This is a genomic window from Paenibacillus sp. JT22N7 (assembly GCF_059383875.1).
In genome coordinates this window covers 1-18923 of record NZ_JBXENY010000022.1, presented here as the reverse complement: position 1 = coordinate 18923, position 18923 = coordinate 1, and the positions used below count along the sequence as shown (strand labels likewise).

The window sequence follows — 18923 nt, the reverse complement described above, 5'->3', positions numbered from 1 at the left end:
GGTAGCTCATGGCTGATTCTCCTGTGTAGGGGTAGTGTGGTAACTTCATTCTACACACGAATCGGTCATGGGTCATTTTTATGTGTCGCACTTCATATTACAATCCGTCATCAATAATAGTTCTAGTTATAGTTCTATATGTTGTTCCAATAATTTCTCCATCTTTAAAAATCTCCTTCTGTTGTTCCAGTAGCACTAATTCTTGACTTTTCGCTGCAAAAGTCTGCATGGGAGACAGCGCAAATATCAAAGATAACGTTAAAATAAATGCAATTGCTCTTCTCATATTTTATTCCTCATCTCTTCATTTTTTGCATTCAGTTCCACAAATAAATCAATAACTCCTCATCACGGATAATTTAGAATGTTAATTCAATTTTCCCATACTTATCCATAAAATTCAACAAAATATATTCGTATTTTCCGAAAGACCGCATGCGGGACACAAAATGGAGTTTTAGCTTATTCAAGCTCACACCGTTGTTGATTTCCTGTTGATTGGTTTTGAAAATGTGAGGGCTGTTGAATCGCTTCTGAGTTTATAATTTAGTTACAGGGCATGAAACAACGCCTGTAACGTGAATAAGGGCCCATACAGCATTTTCCTACGAGGAGGTTGGCAGACCGGCCTTCTTTGTGTGCGTACAACGGCAAAAATGCTCATGTCTGGTGGCCAGTACGATACATGAAGAAACACACAAACAAGCGCTCGGTTCTGGGCTTTCTGAAAGTATTTACAAGAAGCGAGTGTTGACTCCATGTTGACTTCGAGCGTAAAAAAATACATCGCCCCGAGCATTCAGCCCACGTGACGATGTACTTCCAGACACATACTATAAATGCTTCTCGGCCCTTACTCCTCCCCCGTAGCCACCGGATTCCCGCTATCAGAACTCCAATCACTCCAACTCCCCGCATAAAGCTTCACATTCTTAAACCCTGCCTCCTGCAGCGCAAAAAAGTTAGGCGTAGCGGTCACACCTGATCCGCAGTACACGATAATTTCATCGTCCTTCGAAAGCCCCGCGAAGCGCTCTTCCTGCTCCTCTGGCGACTTCCATACGCCATCCACATGACGGCTTTCCACCCAAAAATGATTAATCGCTCCCGGAATATGTCCGGCCGCCGGGTCCATCGGCTCGACTTCCCCCCGATAGCGAGGCGCTTCGCGCGAATCAATAATGACGATCCCCTCCTTGCCGATGCTCTCCTTCACATAAGAGCGGCTTACTAGAATCTCATCCCGCAAAGCTGGCTCAAAAATAACTCCCGCCACCGCCTCCGGCTCTTCTGAGCTAACGGGATAATCTACTGCTTGCCAAGCAGTGAAGCCGCCTTCCAGCACATACACTCGCCCCTCATGCCCCATCCACTGAAGCAGCCAGCGCAGGCGCGAGGCCATCGCTCCACCTTGGTTATGTAAACATTTCCTTCTACACTTGTGTTGGCAAGCTGTTTATTGTTGTTTGCAAGTAAAATAAGACCCTGCTATTAATAATTCAAACTATATATTTATAAGTAAATACTTACTGATTCTGTGACTCATTATACTTATGCGTGCTGGTTTTAAAAACAATTTCGCTGCCGTTAAAAGATATACGAATAAGGCTGCTATAATAGGCGTTGCAGCCTTCGGTGCCTCATTTGGAATAACTCATTCAACATGCTTCGTTGGTGCCCAATCATTTTCACTTGTTCTGCGTTGAAGTTCGTCCATACAATACTTACACGCTTTAACAACACTCTGATTTGCATATAGTTCTGGATGTTCCAAATCATTATTCTCACAGTTATGATTCCGAAATTCTTGCGGAAGGTGGAGAGCTCCCGTGTTCGGGTTGTAAATAATTAGTTGGGGCGGATAAGATTGGCTCATAGTTTATCACTCCTTCATTTAAGGTATAGAATTATATCGGAAGGGATACGCTAAAAATTTATATCATATTTACCAATATAAAGATACTTCTTAATACTTGAAGAATAACGTTCATTCTAAGTCATTTAACAGCAATCAAGTCATAGTTACTTGGATATAGTATAGCTTTCATTCTGACCCTCTCTATCTTTACTATGCAATATATTGGGTCTTTGTTTTGTTTAATTACCCTAAAAGAAAATTTTCGCTAATTCAATCAGCTAATCAATTAATCTTTTTTGACCATGCTCATCATTTAATCAATTATGTATTATAACAATAAACTACAATTCAAAAGCAATTTAGACAAAACATTTCATCATCTAATCTTTAATCAGACAGCAGTTTTTCTGTTGTCCTTTTGTTGTCATAAACCTCTTGAAAGTGCTTTTCTGATGTGATGCAGATCTAAAATTCTTCGCGGCATATATCATTGTACTCAGACTCGTTGCTCTATTGCCATTAAGAATGATGAGCTACTCTAGCATCAAATCTGCTTCTTCACAATATCTCTTAAATAACTTCCGTTCTAATCTCACCTCCCTTTGTTGGAATAGGACGAACTCTCTCGTCAACCTTACCACTGCCATTCGACAATATTAATTAAAAAATACCAAATCACACTTATAATTCGTCGCTTTTCAACTATCTAATATAGTATAATTTTCCCAAGAGCCAATTGATTATAAATGCTTTGTAGATGTACAATTTAGCATTTCACTCAACAATTAAATTTATAATAATGGGGGATACACATGTTTCGGATAAATAATAAAAACATAGTTTTATCATTTTGGGTTCTAGCACTAATAGCATCTTGTTTAGCACTATTTACAGTAACCAATAAGTCCTTTGCCGCTGATAACTCTTCTTTAAAAAGCAAATTAACCTTAGAAATGGTTAAGAAATATAAGGATCGCCTAGTCATTTCAGGAGGCAGCACCATGGTGATTGATGATAAAGGACAAGTATATGCTTGGGGACTAGTCAACTCTAATCTATGTAATATTCCTAACGCACAAGCATCATACTGTAATTATGGTAAGCCTACTAAAATTGAAAAACTTAATAATATTGCGCAGATTGTTGGGGAAATTGCTCTAAAAAAGGACGGAAGCATAATAAATTGGGGATCAAGGTATTGGACAGGAGGATTTAGCAAAATTCATCAAGATAAGAATATCATCCAGATAGGATATAGCACGGTTTTAAAGAAAGATGGGACTGTATGGGAATTCGATACGGATAACGCGGAGTATAATAAACCCATTCAACTACGACAAATTAAAGGCTTAAAGAATATTGTGAAAATAAGCCAGCCAAACGATATGCTCATTGCACTTGATTCTAATCATAAAGTATGGGCATATGGGAATGTTATCACTTTAACTTCTTATAATAAGAAGCTTGGTTGGGGTGAAAATTCAGATATGGTAACCACTCCTTTTGTCATAAAGAACATTCCACCAATGATGGATATAGAAATCGCTATTGATTCACGTGCTCCTATCATGTTGTCAAAAGAGAATGAAGTATGGATTTGGGAGAATCCCCCCAACTGGACATCTTCCCTTCAACATATACCTGTAAAGAAGAAAATAACTGATATTATCGGCATTTTCAATCAAAGCGAAGTGCTTTTAAAGAAAGACGGTACCCTATGGACAAGCAGGAGTCCTGTTTGGGATTATTCTTGGCTAACAAATGGTGAAACAAGCCCTGCATATGAGTATGGTTTTTTTCATATTCCACAGATTACGGACGCCGTTTCAGTAGCTCTAAGTGAGTATAACTCAGGTTATGCTACTGTTTTAAAGTCCGATGGAACTATCGTCGCTTGGGGACATAACCGTTACGGAACAATTGGCCTAACACCTAAACTACCTATTCCCACGGCTCCTGTTAAGCTAGCGCAACTCAGTAATATTGTTCAAATCGCCAGTGATCGCGAGCATTCTTTAGCAGTAGATAAAGCTGGTCAAGTGTACGGTTGGGGGCGAAACCTAGACAACCAATTGTTATCTACTACAAAAAAAGAAATATTATCTCCTATTAAAATACCTGGTATTTCTGGAGTCAAACAAATTGCTGTGGGGAACAACTACTCATTAGCTTTAAAGAAAGATGGGGCCCTTTATGGTTGGGGAGATATAACGACTATTGGGATGTCGGAACCAGCCTCGTTGCCTACCCAATTAAATAATGTTCCAGAAAACATTGTGTATCTTTCTACCTCTTCACGCACCGCTGTAGTCATAACAAAGGCAGGATCAGTCTATCAGTTGGGTGGCGTCGGTGGCGACTATGATATTACAGCCCCATACAAAGCGAACATAATATCAAATATTAGTACAGCGAAGCAAGCCGTGTGTGCAGAACATTCATGCTATGCACTGCTTCATAACAATACAGTAATGAAATGGAACAATGAAATTCAAAAGAGTGCCCTTAAAGCTAAGAAAGTCGAAGGACTAAAAAACATAAAGGCTATCTTTGCAAGTACAGCAAACGATGATTACATGGTTGCCATTGATGCTCAAGGAGAACTATGGGCATATGGTGATAATAGCGCTAGACAATTGGGATTAAATGTACCCTCTAAAATGTATAAGCCATTAAACATTACTGCCCTTATGAAATACAGTGCCTTTGTTATACCCAGAACGTATCATCAAAAAGTAGAATATAAACCTGTCTTCTCATCTGGGGGCCTCGGACGTAATGCTGCCTTTTTCATTGATCAAAAGCAAAATTTATTAGGTGGAGATCAAACTTACTTTGCTGATAATATTGACTTAAACAAGGGAGTGCACGCCGTATTCATTTCTGATCGATACATGTTTATCCTTAAAAAGGGGTCGGTATGGGCTTATGGTTCTCGAAATGAGTTTGGGCAGCTTGGAAATGGGCAGAAAGAGTTATACTTTGAACCTATCTCAATCCCAAACATAAAGCTTAAAATTTCTAATCTATAGCCTCTCGATTAAAGTAGATAATGAAGATTTAGATGTACAGGTCGTTAGTATAACAAACAAAGGATAGATGAGCATGAAAAACAAGCAACTAAGTAATCCATTTTCGACTGGGAACGGAGGGGGACACTTTGAGGCACATGTACAGGCTTGCTTTGTAACGTTAATGCTAACAGGTGGATATGCACCTTGTTTGCCATGTTGGCCCATTGTGGAGATAAAGCTACAAGGTAAAATTGATGGATTTAATACCGATGATTTTATTGTCTTCGTTGAAGAACCTTACTCTAAGAAAAGACACAAAATGCTTGGTCAAGTAAAACACAAAATTAGTATTACTCAAGGAGACGGCATCTTTTCGGAGGTTATTCAGTCAGCCTGGAATGATTTTAATACACCTAAGATTTTTTCCAAGGGAAAAGACATTATTGCTCTCATTACGGGCTCGCTAAACGCAACGGACTCTCACAATGTAAAGTGGCTACTTAATCAGGCTAGACATACTAAGGATGAACATGAGTTTGAAAGGCATGTAAAACAAGCAAATTTCAGCCCTGCTAAAAGCACCCTGAAACTTGAAGTAATAAAGCATCATTTAAAACTAGCTAATAACAATCAGGAGGTTTCGAAAGAAGAACTTTACTCTTTTCTAAATCATTTCTACCTGTTAGATTATGACTTGGGTGAAGAAGAAGGGGTAATTTTGTCGCTGTTGCATTCCCATATATCACAATTCAATCAACAACATCCGCAGTGGGTTTGGTCCCGTGTGGTTGATATTGTACAAACCTGGAATCAAAATGCTGGGACAATCACATTTGAAAAGCTACCTAATGACTTAAAAGAACCTTTCGTACAATCTACTATATCTTACATTCCAAGAGAATTAATAATTCAAAGCGAACCTGAACAATACAACTGGAGCCGGCATCAACATGCTACCACTTTCGCATTGGTCAACTTGATAGGAGCTTGGGACGAAAATAACGAAGATGATTTAAACGTATTAAATGGAATAATTAGTGAAGATTATTCACTCTGGCTTCTACAAGCCAGGGAAATGCTTCATTTTGAAGATAGTCCCTTCTCATTACAAAACGGTCTATGGAAAATTACAGATCGCACTGCTTTGTGGGATTTATTGGGCTCACGCATTTTCGATCAAGATTTGGATGCTTTTCAGAATACAGTTGTAGCAGTATTAACTGAAAGAGACACCTCATTTGAATCTCCTCCAGCAGATAGATTTATGGCAAGTATGCTTGGAAAAAAACTCCCCCATTCTGCTGTTTTGAGAAGGGGAATGGCGGAAAGCTTGGCTCTTTTAGGTAATCGAGCTAAAATACTGACTAACTGTTCACTAGGTAAAGCTAAGAGCACAGCCTCTGGAGCTATCCATGAAATATTTAAGGATTCAGATTGGTCCTTATGGGGAAGTCTGAATGGTCTGCTTCCAATTTTGGCTGAGGCCGCACCGGATAGTTTTCTAGCTGCGGTTGATAATGCGTTGTACTCCGAGCCTTGCCCCTTTGATGAGTTATTCTCTCAGGAAGGTCATGGGGTCTCTGGGTCTAACTATATGACGGGACTACTTTGGGCCCTAGAAGGGCTAGCCTGGGATGAAAATTACCTAGTTAGAGTTTGTGTTATTCTTGGGGAATTAGCAAGCCATGATCCTGGTGGTAATTGGTCAAACCGACCAGCAAACTCACTGACAACAATCCTGCTCCCATGGCTACCGCAAACCATCGCACCAATACATAAACGGAAAGTCGCTGTACAAACACTATGCAAAGAGTGGCCAAATGTTGCGTGGAAACTCATAATTAGCCTATTACCCGATCAGCATAGGACGTCAACAGGCTCTCATAAGCCAACTTGGCGAGACACCCTATCTGAGCATGGGCAAAATACAGTCACAGACGTTGATTATTGGGAACAAATATCAAATTATGCGGAAATAGCTGTTTCCATGGCAAGTAACAATACAGTTTTGCTTAGCCAACTTATTGATTACTTCAACGTTCTTCCTAGACCATCTTTTGACCGCTTGCTTGAAGTACTATCTTCAGAGACCATTTTAAAACTCCCAGAAAACGAGCGGTTGCCATTCTGGAATAAACTTATGAGGTTCACTACAAAACACCGTTCTTTTTCTGAGGCTGAATGGGCATTAAAGGATGATCTCCTTTCTCTCATTGATGCTGTTGCCAGGAAATTGGCCCCATCACGCCCTTTTAATCTTTATCAGCGTTTGTTTTCCGAGTTAGATTCTGATCTTTATGATGAACTCAATAATTGGGAAGAACAAAGTAAAAGACTAGATAAAAGACGCCAGGAAGCTATATTAGAGATTTTAACCCTAGATGGAATTAATTCGATTATATTGTTCGCCGAGACAGTAGATTTTCCTGATCAAGTAGGAGGAAATATGGGGGCTGTTGCTAACAAAGAAATAGAACAAAAGTTACTCCCAACTTATCTAGAGTCTGAAGGTAACAAGCATAAAGTATTTATAAGTGGATATATTTGGAGTCGCTTCCGCATCAGTGGTTGGGCATGGGCAGATAAATTAGATAAATCGAACTGGGGTACTGAGAATTTAACTCGCTTTCTTTGTTGTTTGTCTTTTAACAGCGAGACATGGGCACGCGCAGCCCTATGGCTAGGAGAATTTGAAAGTGAATACTGGAAAAAAGTCAGTATAAATCCTTATCAAGCGGAAGAAGATTTACCGTTTGCCGTCGAGAAGTTGATTGAGTTTGGAAGACCCCATGCCGCAATTAAATGCTTGTACACACTGCGATTATCACAAAAATCACTAAATATTGATCAATGCTCCAAAGCATTAATTGCAGCGTTATCTTCCTGCGAACCATCTAATCTCATTAATACTTCATACATTATAGTATTAATTAAAGCGCTCCAAGAGGCTCCTAGAATCCCATCGGAAGACTTATTCCTTCTGGAGTGGAATTATTTACCTATATTAGTTAGGAATAACGGAAATTCTCCTAAATTCCTCGTCAATCGTCTTGCAAGTGACCCGTTATTCTTTTGCGAAATCATTCGTTTAATTTATCGCTCTAAGAATAATAATGTTATAACTGATTTAAGTGAAAAGAAAAAAGCAGTGGCTACAAATGCTTTAAGCTTGCTTCGCAATTGGAATATCCCTCCTGGAACACAGAGAGATGGAAGTTTTAACGCTGGAGATTTCTCAACTTGGCTACAGCAGGTGAAAGAAAGTTGCGCATCGTCAGGCCATCTAGAGGTAGCACTAAATTATATAGGAAAGGTACTAATTTACAGCCCATCAGAGAAAGATGAGCTTTGGATTAACCATACTGTAGCAAATGCATTGAATTCTAGAGATGCCGAAATTCTGAGGGAGGGTTTTAGAATAGGAACCCTTAACTCACGCGGCGTATACTCCATGGATCCCTCAGGAAAACAAGAGCGAGAGCTTGCCGAGCGATACAGACAAAAAGCTGAAGAACTTGAAAACGCGGGTTACCAGCGTTTTGCAGTCACTCTCAAAGGTATTTCAAACTCATATGAACGGGAAGCGGAACGTACTGTAATTGAACATAAACTCGAATCAAGTTATGAATAGCCCTTAAAGAGGGCAAATAATAACCTGCATATACGACTAAATATGCTCTATTCTTAAGGATCAAAAAATTCATTGAAAGAAATACTCCAAATACCCTATTTAGAAAATAGTATATAAGAGCGGGACCACAATCTGTTTCCCGCTCTTAGTTTTATTCCTACTCCCGCTCCTTCGTCTCTTCGTATTCAACCTCTATCAATTTAATGAAGTCAGATGGCTTTATTTTAAGTCCCTCACATAACTCAAATATTTTTGTAACCGAAGGCTCATTACGACCAACCTCGACCATGGATATATAGGACCGATCTACATTGCATTCATGAGCCAAATCTTCTTGACTTAGCCCCTTTTTTATACGAATCGCTTTGAAAGTCTTACCAATGATTTTTTTAATGACAATGGCTCGTTGATTCAAGGAAACTACTCCTTTTACGACCATTATCTTTCTGGTATACTGGACACAACAGATAAAGTATTCAACAAAAAGTAAATAAATGTATATTAAAGCTTTTAATATGAACAGGGGTGTGAGCTAGATTAGCTTGTTGAGTTTAAAAAGGAAATCCGAACGCTATATTTTAAGCATAAACAGAAACTTTCTTGAAAAGAGCAGAAAAGGATACTACTGAACCTACCGCTAAAAGTATCGTAACTAGAAGCCAAGACCAGTAGATAAATTGTGGGAGGAATACTCCCCATGTTTTAATGGAAATATAAACCAAATAAAGGGAGTGTTTTAAATGAAAAACAAGTTTTTATTCGTACTTTTAATTGTAGCGATGCTAGTTCCAACCACACAAATCAATGCGGCCACCGCATCCACTAATTTTAAAGATGTTAAATCGAATGCGTGGTATGCAGCGGCAGTCAAATGGGCAGTAGAGTCTGGAATTGTCACAGGCTATCCGGACAAGACATTTAAACCGGATGCCAAGGTAACAGAGGAAGCTTTCCTTTCAATGCTAATCCGGTCCTACACGGATATTCCGGACATGGAGAGCAGCCCTTATTGGTCCTACAAATACTATGTAGCAGCTGGGGCGCTGAATTATCCAGTGGGAGAGGATCGCACAGCTCTCATCAACCGTACTAAGGTCGCGGAGCTTGTGGCTGGAACACGGGGTAAGAATTTCTCTGGTAATGATGCCATCCAATATCTACTCGGATCAGGCCTGGCAAAAGGCAAAACGGATTTCTCCATTGAAGGATACAAGGGAAAAGATTACCTGACCCGTGCTGAGGCGGTAACTTTCATTAAAAACGTTAAGGATGCAGGTGGGGGTTCCACAGCTCTTCCACGTCCAGTTAAACCGACGCCTACAAGTGAGCTTCCAGATCTTCCAACAAAACCACCAGTAGACACTGGAATTGAGGTTATTGGTAAGCACAACGCGACTGCGGAAGCTTGGGCTGAACAGGTACGTGCTGTTGTAGATTCTAAATATGGCGTTTACTACAATGGGGATAATACGGTTGTAGGGATCAAGGATCCAAGCGGCAATACCATTTTCGTTTATGGTGACTCCCGCATTAAGCGCGGCGATGAGGGTACAATCATCATCTCTTTCTTTAACACTCTTGATCGTAACACCTTCAAGCCAATTGAGAAGAATCTGACCCAAATCGAGGCTGCTCTCAAGGCTCTTGGCATCCCATCGGAGGGCAAAATTTCAGCTGGTGTCAAGAAAGTCCTGGCGGAAAATGGTCCAGATGAGGTAACTGTGAAGATTGGAACCACTAGCTGGAGCATCTTCTCGGCTGAGATATTTGGCACCGCTGTCGTTTATCTCGAATAGGGACAACATTTAAAGGGAGCCACCAAACATCAAAGTTTGGTGGCTCCCTTTCTGTTTCCGCATATATTGACAGGCTACGTATTCATAATGTAAAATTTACCCAAAATTTCAAGGAGTGAATTCTAAATGTGTGATTGCCCTATCTGTTACCCTGGTTATCTTACAACTATTGAACCAGAAGAAGTCCAGCCGTGGACTGAAGCAGAAAAGAAGTTTTTTTCCATTTGCCTTGATATATCGGCACCAGACTTACGGACACGTTATAAGCTCTACAAACTTTTAAAATTGTAAATTAAACAGGAGCCCACTACACGGGCTCCTCTATCTCCACCAAATATACTCTATATCCTCCGCCTTTAAAGCATCTATCCACTCCGAGCTTGCTATATGGACCATCTTTGCTCCCCCCACATGAGCACCCCGCCACTGGATAATGCTCTTCAAATCGAAAAGATATCCCTGTTCATGGCTGGACGCCCAAACAGAATTCTCGTAAGGATGACTTCCCTCCAACACCTCCTCCAAAGTCGAAGCAATAACCAACGGCGCAACGGCAATCCCCTTGAAAAAGGCTGCGCGTTCTCTTTGAACGCCTTCGCTAAAACTATTATTATCCGTCGGAATTTCAGGGTTAAATAAATCTACAATTCGGCTGGGTCGGTTAGTTCCTTTCTTACCCTGCTTCACGATGAACATAATGACATGCTGATCTATCTTGCACAGCTTCGAGTTTAAATGTGCAAATATACGTAGCTTGCTCACTTTTTCAATCAGCGTGACATAATCCTGCCTGGATGTGTCCATTTCAATATTAATTCCTAGACTTTCAATGCCGATTCGTATTTGCAGGAACCCATCCGGCCAATACACGGGCTCTTTATATAAAACATCCCTGTTCCCGATTACGGTACTCTTCGTCGTTGGATATAGCATTTTGGTGACAATCGGGCCATACGCTTTCTCCACGCCTCCTTCTTTTGGACAAACCTCTATCATTCTACATAACACATCAGATACGTAGGCATCATGCTTAGGCGAATACTTCGGCCTATAATTCTCCATGCTACCCGCTTCAGGCAGCCTATACGTCCCTTTTCGCTGCTCAAACACACGCCCGCCCAACCCATTCTCAAAAGCAAATAATCGCTCTAGTAACCTTATCGCTTTCGGCAAGATATGCCAGTACACACGCCCACTTGCTAAACGTACATCTGCAACCCATCCAAACTCTTTAAAAGCTTGCATATATCGACTTACTGTCTGTGGATTTTTAGTACTCAAGCCTAATAAGGCCGCTATTTGCCTACATGTTAGTCCATCGAATGTATACAACAACAAAAGAAACTTGCTGTAGGCTTTTCTGTAGTCACAACCTATTCCGGGAAGCTTGTCGTTATTAGGCTTCTGTTTATGCGCCCGTTGAATAGACGACTTGGTCATTATCCTTTTCATATTCAGCCATCCTCTCCCGGGTGAATTCCTCGTTAGCTTTCATATTTGGTGTAATCAACGTTCACCAAATCGCTTCTTACATGTAGTCACCCATTTCATTTTACATATTTGTTTAGAGAGCGAACGATTAACTTCACTTGCATCAGGATGTTTCCATTGTGAGCTCACTTCTATTTAGAGGTTGGAGATCCCTTTATGCTCTTTGCTTTCATTTGAGAGAAACTATGCCTCATTATATTTTCTCTTGGTCATCGCAACAATAAATATTCCTCAGTCTCTGTCCATCCGTTGAAAAAGCATAGAAGCATGCAACATCATGTTGTTAACTTGCTAGGCTTTTGTACACGCCATCCCTATAGAAACGCCTGCCCATAATTGTGTGAATATATTATTCAATGATAAAATGGAAATAAAATACAGCAAGGAGTTGTTGTAGATGGCAGCTTTAAATGGGCATATTCGATTTCGCAAGCAAAATCAGAAGTGGGAATTCTCCATACCTCTTGGCAAGAAGCCTGATGGGACGAAACAACGTTATACTAAGGGTGGCTTTGCGACGCGCGAGGCAGCAGAAGCTGCCTATATTCAAGGCCACTTCGATCGAGGGCATGGCTTGCTGGTACCCACTTCGACACAAACCGTGGGAAGCTTCTTTATAGCCTGGCTGCTTCAAAAAGAAGCAAATATTAGCATTAGCTCTTACAAGGCTTACAACTCCTACTTCCGCCACTATATCCAGCCACACCTAGGCAACATTTCTCTATCGAAGCTAACTGTTTTCCAAATAGAATGGATGTATCATCAAATGAGGCAAGAACTGAAAATCTCGCCTCAAACTATTCGCTGCACCCATAGACTGCTGGTACAAGGTCTACGGTTTGCTGTACGCAAAAAGCTATTAGCAGAAAATCCAGCCGATCATGCTGAACTTCCACGCCTACGCAAAACAGCACCTCGTTTCTGGACAGCAGAAGAACTTAACCAGTTCCTTATAGCAGCTAAAGACTCCCGCTTTTACGCCACGTTCCTTCTCAGCGCTTATACCGGAATGCGTTTGGGAGAAGTTCTTGCCCTTCAATGGAGGGACATTGACTTTGTACAAGGTACTGTAACCATATCTAAATCCATAACGAAAGCTATGAAAGGATATGTAGTTGGCGAGCCTAAAACGGATTCCAGCAACCGTTGCATAGCTTTGCCACCAGCCATTATAGAGGTGCTTAATGAAAGAAGAATGTTGCAGATGGATGGAGAAATTCGTGTATTTAATGAACAGATGGACTTTATTGCCCATACGAGGCAAGGAAACTTTGTAAACCCTCGAAGTCTTTACAAGGAGTTTCGACGCATTATAGATAAAGAGCAGATAACTCGGGTATGTTTCCACAGTATCCGCCACACCCAAGTGACGATGCTGATGGCAAATGGGGTAGGAATAAAGGCCATCTCACAAAGACTTGGACACTCGACGAGCAGCATGACACTAAACGTTTATGCTCACGTTTTACCACAAATGGATGACGGCATCATCTCATCTCTAAATCAAATGCTTCCAACCACCTGAGTCCGCGCTGGGTGGTTTCTAATTGTTCAGAATTCCGGCAGACCCATAGATAAACATGAGCCCTTTTCTCAAAAGCGATCAAGTTGTCCTTTAGAGAAAAGGGCTCAGAACTATATTATTATCATGCGTTTTGTTTATCCAGCCGCGAGCATGGATCTGAGAGCTTGGAGCAACACTACACGATATGCTCGGATATTTATACGAGTAGGGCAACTGTTGAAAGACAAACCATCTTAAGGAACATTGTTAACGGTATGTCCACCCTGCTCTGGCTCATGGTAGGGCTATCGGCTACAGAAATTGCAGAATATGCGACGACTTCTTAGCTCGTCCGAGCCACGGGGTGGTACTTCCCTTGGGTTTGAGCATTCCCGGTGGGTTGCAGTAGCTAGGCACGCCTTGAAGCCAAGAGAAATAACTTCCCGTGCGACGGAAGTAAGTTGTGCTCTCGCTAGTTTTGTGGATGGACGGGCAACAAGGGCGAAGCCGGGCGAACGTTAAGGCAAAGCCACAAAGGCCCTTGTCCACGAGTGGGCAAACTAAGGCAACAAGGGCACTCCAAACATAACACTATCCTTTTTAAACCATTGAAATGAAACTTTCAATATCACTTTAATTCTAAATAATATTATATTTTTATTGCCCTTTTCGCCCTAGCTCTGGGGCTCCCTCTCTACGTCCACGATGTATTCGCCTGCGCCCTTCGCCCAACTTCGCCCGTACTTGCCCTCACTTGGAGAAAATCCATCTCATGGCTTAAACATTACACGTATTACAGTTTTGGCAGTCCTAATGGCTCCATCATGGTAGTTTGATCATTTTCGTCAACAAAAGCTTTAAAGGCGCTATACTCAAATCTAAACCCATGGAGGCGATGCTTATGACCTTTGTCGCCCGTGTGTTTGTGGCCTTTAGCTTTTTCTGTCTCAAGGTATTTGGCACTCACTAATCTCGCCCGTACTTCGCTGTTTTTACCATAGTTTGATCCTTTAAGCGCCTCACCTATGGCTGTATCGGTTATAATAAAAAATTCTGTCGGCTTGTATATAATCATTGGAGCATTCTTGCGTGTATCAAATACAATGTAACACCCTTTTTCGTCTGGCAAACAAGGAGCTGCTTGTTCCAGCATCCAATCAACGATCTTCCCCATGATGCGGTCAGCTACGCCAATACTTTCAGTCGTCTGCCTAATCGCCTCCGTGAGCAGCATTTCTTTCATGGCCTCAACGTTCATGTCAATTTCGAACAGTTTATTAAATTCCTGAAGACAATATACAAGGACTGATGTTTTAGTGATAAGCCGACCACGAAGATTATTTTTATCACCTTCTTCTTTAAAGTACTTCCCAATTTCGTGCAATTCCCCAATCACAGTTTCAATATTCATTTTACTCACAAAATTCAGCCACGGCTCTGCAAAATGCCCACCATTGAGTCGGGCTTGTCGTTTTAAAGTATTAACGTCTTCTCCGCTGTATTTTTCTGGAAAAGGCGATAGAGAAACAGATAAAACACGCCCATAAATACCGGAGCTATCCTCTGGCGATACAGAGAAAATTGAATTCTCACCGTTAAATAAGATCGTTCCACGATAGGTGTCCTTGGATGTATCCTTAGAACCCCATGATTTTTCGCCAGTCTGAATACTCTTGTTTCCTTCTTTCCCATTAAGAAGCTCATGAGGCATCGATTTCAGAGCGTCTTTGATACTATGCGTATCGTCCAGAATCATTGGAAGGTTGTTTATACTTCTCGCATAGTTCCACAATCCCGCAACACGCGCATTCGACCAAGTGTTCTTCAACTCTTCTCCTAACCCAAATACGATGTCAGCAGCCAACATCTGGATAGTCGTTTTACCACCTGATGTTAGACCATTGATTTCACTCCCAATATTCTCATTTAGCTCTCCTGTAAGCTTAGGTACCAATGGACTTGCTAAGCATCCAGCAAGCATGAAGCAAAACACCGGGTTATCTTTCAGCTGTTTCAGAATCGATACAGAAACATCATAAGAACCGATGGGGAGTTGCTTACTTCTCTCATAAATCCCATGAACCGTCGTCCCTGGATCTTCCGTGAAAATCAAATCTCCAGATTGGATAGCTGATTTGGTGGTAAAGGGAAAAAATAACCCTTCAGGCGTCCAACCGCAAGCCTTGACTTTCCCTGCAGTTTTAAGTTCTTCAAGTCCATTGTTTCCATTCACAAGATCCGTGAAGAAAGAAGCTAATTCACGATTATGATTATCGCCCACAACAATTACGCCATAAGAATCCAGCTTTTTAATCTCGCGTGATGTTGTGATCTCTCCTAACGGAACAGGAGTCGGATGGAACTCCCATTTTTGCTTACTGTTATTCCACTTAGTCAATCTAACCAGCTTATACCGTTCCGCTTCATCTTGCACCCACTGGCACGGAAACACAACATAAGGCAGGATAGATTCTATATGGCCATTTGCTCGTTCACGAAGGATACCGCGCACTGGGTCAAAGTAATACCCTTTGGGCAGATTAAACATGGCTCCGTGTGGAGCATCAGGAAAGACAGAATGCAGCGATACTCCTGAGTTTGAAACAACGGTATTATCAGCTAAATGCTGCATTTCGGTTTGAACTAGCAATTCGAACTGCTTCTCGTCGAATTCAGCGTTTTCCTTGATTGCTTTAGCTATATAGGCATCGAGTTCACTCTCCCTCTCTGCAATGCTCAAGTCCGTATTTTGTAGCACACTTTGGACAAACGTTTGTTGCTCTTCATTGGTCAGTTTCACTCTTCCATTCCTTCTTTCACTTATGATTTAAATTTCATGCCCTTGCTACCGAAAGCACTGCGTGATAAAATCGACCAATAAAATTAATGAGAGAGTCGCCGAGGGCGTTGCCGCGCCGCTCGGGACCATACGGATGAGCCACTTTAACTTTTAAATGGATCATTGAGCTTAAGCCTTATAAATTGCTCGATGGCTACATCACCTCCTTCAAGTACTGTACGAATACTAAAAGGGGCTATTTCCCAGTCCGGCTGAATAATAAGCGCCAAATCCATTCCCGTACGTTCATAAATGATCTTTAAAGCAAATGATTCCTTAATTATGCTGTTCCAGAATATAAAGGTTCGGAATTCCTGCGTCTCAGTGTTTTTATCGTTATACACATTAAAATTTGCTCGATTAAGATTTTCGTTAACTACGTTCATTTCTTCGATAGTTCTGGATGGAATCATGGTCCATCTCACATTACCATTGAAACTTTTACGGATTTTAACTGTAGTTCCACCCAGCAAATGATAGAAAAGCACATGATGATCTACCTCTTTAAAACCAGTTGATTGGCCATTACTCCAATGACGTTGGACCCACCACTGCCCCTCTCCGTTCATCATCTGGTACTCTGTATTTACAAGGACCATTTGCTTGTAATAAGAGAATATCTTCTCTTCTTTCATCTGCCTTACAATGTTTACCGTGTTTAGATCAATTGGCTGTAACTCTGGATCTTCAAGTGCTGGTAGGCCAAATCTAGCAATAAATCTGTGATGACAGGTTCCTGCTGAATAGCTTGGGCATTCCCATCCGCTCTCTTCCATAATTCTCGAGCAACTCATTGGCCTGGGCATCCCACGCCTGAGATCATCCATCTTTGCATGAAATATCCGTTCAGTTTCTTCTTTTTCATATACCTTATTTGGATCATTATCTATTATTCTGCGGTCATACCCTCTGCTTACCTCATGGGCGAGTTCCTCTGCTATTGAACCGTACAATGCTATATTGCTGATAATCCCCATCCAAGCAAAGTTATTAAATAGATTAGGATCAGTTTTAAAAATATCACATTGCTGCATGCGTTCAAATTGATTCGGTAACCGCGTTAACTCTTCCCATAATCTTGCTTTCTCTTCTATCGTATTACCAACCGTTTCAGGTCTACCTTTTATGTCACGGCTAATATTTGAATTAAATTTCTGAATACACTCAGCAATTAGGGGATGGCTCAAGCATATTAACTCCACATCCCTGATTCGTTCCCAAGCGCTCTCATTTGGCAATGGCAAAAAAGTCTCAGGATCAAGAATTGCAGTGCATCCTTCTTTAAGTCGGCTTCCACACATGGGAATACCAGCGATTTGCGGCAAGGCTCCTCCCTGTACAGCAGCCTTTTTAGGTATTAAATCAATAGCGGTAGCAGGTTTGACTTTACTAATCACTTCCTGCATGAGCTGGCTCAAAGCTCCACTGTGTACTTTATCCTTTAAAAAATACCAAATATGAATCCCCTTCCCACCCCGACTACGCTCCATTAAAAATGGCAGATTCATTTCTTGGACAATGGCCGTGCAATCCTTGTAAAGCTGTTCTTGGGCTTTGCCACCTTTATCATCAAGATCTATTAGGAAAAATTTTGAAAGTCCCTCCGAGTCTGCAGAACTTGTTCCAAACTGATATCCTGAGTCCAAATGACGAATTAGAGGATTATTGTATTCTGTCATTTCTTTATATTTCCCAGTATCTAAGTGTTTAGCATACAACCACTTTAGTTCTTTACCTGATTTACTCTTATTCCCATTGTGATGCTCAGCATACATATCTGTGCGATTGATAAATCGTTCACTAAGAAGCTTTAATTGCCCTTCTATTTCCATATCCTCACCTACTCACCGTATTCGTTATAACAAAATACATAGTTATATTTTGTTATATTTAATCGTATAATGCGTAATTTCATTGAGTCAATATATCCGATTCAATCTTTTCTTATAAATTAACAATTAAAATATAGTTTTTGCTTTGTTGTCCACTCACCAAGAGAGTATTCAAATATTCCTAATGAGCAGCCCTCAGTCAGTCTTTTATACTCTGGCTTGATTTCAGCTGACAGCTCACGTTTTCAACTTTAAGATAGCAAAGTCATTTCCCTTATTATGAACAGCATGGGAATGGTACTTCAAAACAATTTCAGTAAATCTAAGCGTAATCTCGGCTCTTTGCTTGTTGATTTCTACTACAGCTGTTATACTTTCTTTAGATTCGTTTACAGTTACTAATTCAACCACATCACCTGAGATTTGAACTTCCATGTATGCTTCTCCCACTGAAACACCCCTCATTAATTAGTCGGTTTAGCTATTTCGGCATTGATTATATGAGATGGCAGCGGAGCTTGAAAAGCCCCCTTACGGAAGCCCCTCGCGGCGGCTTGCAAAACGCGGCGAACAAAACTGTAAATTTATAACTGTAAATTTTGGAATAAATTTGAACAAGATTTTCATAATGTATCTAGTCCTTTCTTACGATTTTTTGCATACATCAATATACCCGCTAACCAGGCATCTAGGCCTTAGTGGCACGGGACCCCGTGGCTGCGGCATTTAGATAACAAGCGAGTCAGTTAGATAAAGGAAAACACAAAAATAGCCGATGCCTTCCTGTAATCGGGAAGGCATCGGCTATTTTGTTTATGCAAAGATACCTCAAAATGAATTTTCTTAAGACGGATTGTAATATGAAGTGCGACACATAAAAATGACCCATGACCGATTCGTGTGTAGAATGAAGTTACCACACTACCCCTACACAGGAGAATCAGCCATGAGCTACCAA

General features: G+C 40.9%; 11 protein-coding genes. 4 read left to right on the top strand and 7 right to left on the bottom strand.

What is annotated here, in order from left to right:
• Nucleotides 1-97 precede the first annotated feature (97 nt).
• Both AC50Y5_RS32570 and AC50Y5_RS32565 read right to left on the bottom strand, forming a co-directional pair.
• Nucleotides 98-286 (bottom strand): hypothetical protein, encoded by a 189-nt coding sequence (locus tag AC50Y5_RS32570; RefSeq protein WP_494865770.1) that lies wholly within the window; start codon nucleotides 284-286, stop codon nucleotides 98-100.
• A 567-nt stretch (nucleotides 287-853) separates the two neighbouring features.
• Nucleotides 854-1402 (bottom strand): sulfurtransferase, encoded by a 549-nt coding sequence (locus AC50Y5_RS32565; RefSeq protein ID WP_494865768.1) that lies wholly within the window; start codon nucleotides 1400-1402, stop codon nucleotides 854-856.
• A 1268-nt stretch (nucleotides 1403-2670) separates the two neighbouring features.
• On the opposite strand from AC50Y5_RS32565, the gene AC50Y5_RS32560 reads away from it, so the two are divergent.
• Together AC50Y5_RS32560 and AC50Y5_RS32555 are read left to right on the top strand one after the other, a co-directional pair.
• Nucleotides 2671-4890, top strand: a complete 2220-nt coding sequence (locus tag AC50Y5_RS32560; RefSeq protein WP_494865766.1) for an RCC1 domain-containing protein — start codon at nucleotides 2671-2673, stop codon at nucleotides 4888-4890.
• 73 nt (nucleotides 4891-4963) lie between these two features.
• Complete coding sequence (locus tag AC50Y5_RS32555) at nucleotides 4964-8503, top strand: hypothetical protein (RefSeq protein ID WP_494865764.1); 3540 nt, start codon at nucleotides 4964-4966, stop codon at nucleotides 8501-8503.
• A gap of 157 nt (nucleotides 8504-8660) precedes the next feature.
• Here the strand turns inward: AC50Y5_RS32555 and AC50Y5_RS32550 are convergent, their stop codons facing one another.
• Entirely contained in the window at nucleotides 8661-8918 is a 258-nt protein-coding gene (locus AC50Y5_RS32550; protein ID WP_494865762.1) for a helix-turn-helix domain-containing protein, read from the bottom strand.
• Nucleotides 8919-9243: 325 nt separating this feature from the next.
• Between AC50Y5_RS32550 and AC50Y5_RS32545 the strand changes: the two genes are divergently transcribed.
• A complete protein-coding gene (locus AC50Y5_RS32545) occupies nucleotides 9244-10299 on the top strand; it encodes an S-layer homology domain-containing protein (protein ID WP_494865760.1) in 1056 nt (351 codons plus the stop codon).
• Nucleotides 10300-10620: 321 nt separating this feature from the next.
• Here AC50Y5_RS32545 and AC50Y5_RS32540 read toward each other — a convergent pair whose 3' ends face one another.
• Nucleotides 10621-11751, bottom strand: a complete 1131-nt coding sequence (locus tag AC50Y5_RS32540) for a hypothetical protein (RefSeq protein ID WP_494865756.1) — start codon at nucleotides 11749-11751, stop codon at nucleotides 10621-10623.
• Nucleotides 11752-12187: 436 nt separating this feature from the next.
• Here AC50Y5_RS32540 and AC50Y5_RS32535 point away from each other — a divergent pair, with 436 nt between their 5' ends.
• Nucleotides 12188-13315 carry a site-specific integrase gene (locus AC50Y5_RS32535; RefSeq protein WP_494865753.1) on the top strand — a complete coding sequence of 376 codons (1128 nt, stop codon included), beginning with the start codon at nucleotides 12188-12190 and terminating at the stop codon, nucleotides 13313-13315.
• Between the two features lie 772 nt (nucleotides 13316-14087).
• Here the strand turns inward: AC50Y5_RS32535 and AC50Y5_RS32530 are convergent.
• The 3 genes from AC50Y5_RS32530 to AC50Y5_RS32520 all read right to left on the bottom strand — a co-directional run bounded on the left by AC50Y5_RS32530 (nucleotide 14088) and on the right by AC50Y5_RS32520 (nucleotide 18400).
• Complete coding sequence (locus tag AC50Y5_RS32530; protein ID WP_494865749.1) at nucleotides 14088-16094, bottom strand: DUF927 domain-containing protein; 2007 nt, start codon at nucleotides 16092-16094, stop codon at nucleotides 14088-14090.
• A gap of 143 nt (nucleotides 16095-16237) precedes the next feature.
• The gene (locus tag AC50Y5_RS32525; RefSeq protein ID WP_494865747.1) at nucleotides 16238-17965 is read right to left on the bottom strand and encodes a TOTE conflict system archaeo-eukaryotic primase domain-containing protein; all 1728 of its coding nucleotides are present in this window, start codon (nucleotides 17963-17965) and stop codon (nucleotides 16238-16240) included.
• A gap of 237 nt (nucleotides 17966-18202) precedes the next feature.
• Nucleotides 18203-18400 carry a hypothetical protein gene (locus AC50Y5_RS32520; protein WP_494865745.1) on the bottom strand — a complete coding sequence of 66 codons (198 nt, stop codon included), beginning with the start codon at nucleotides 18398-18400 and terminating at the stop codon, nucleotides 18203-18205.
• Between the last annotated feature and the right edge of the window lie 523 nt (nucleotides 18401-18923).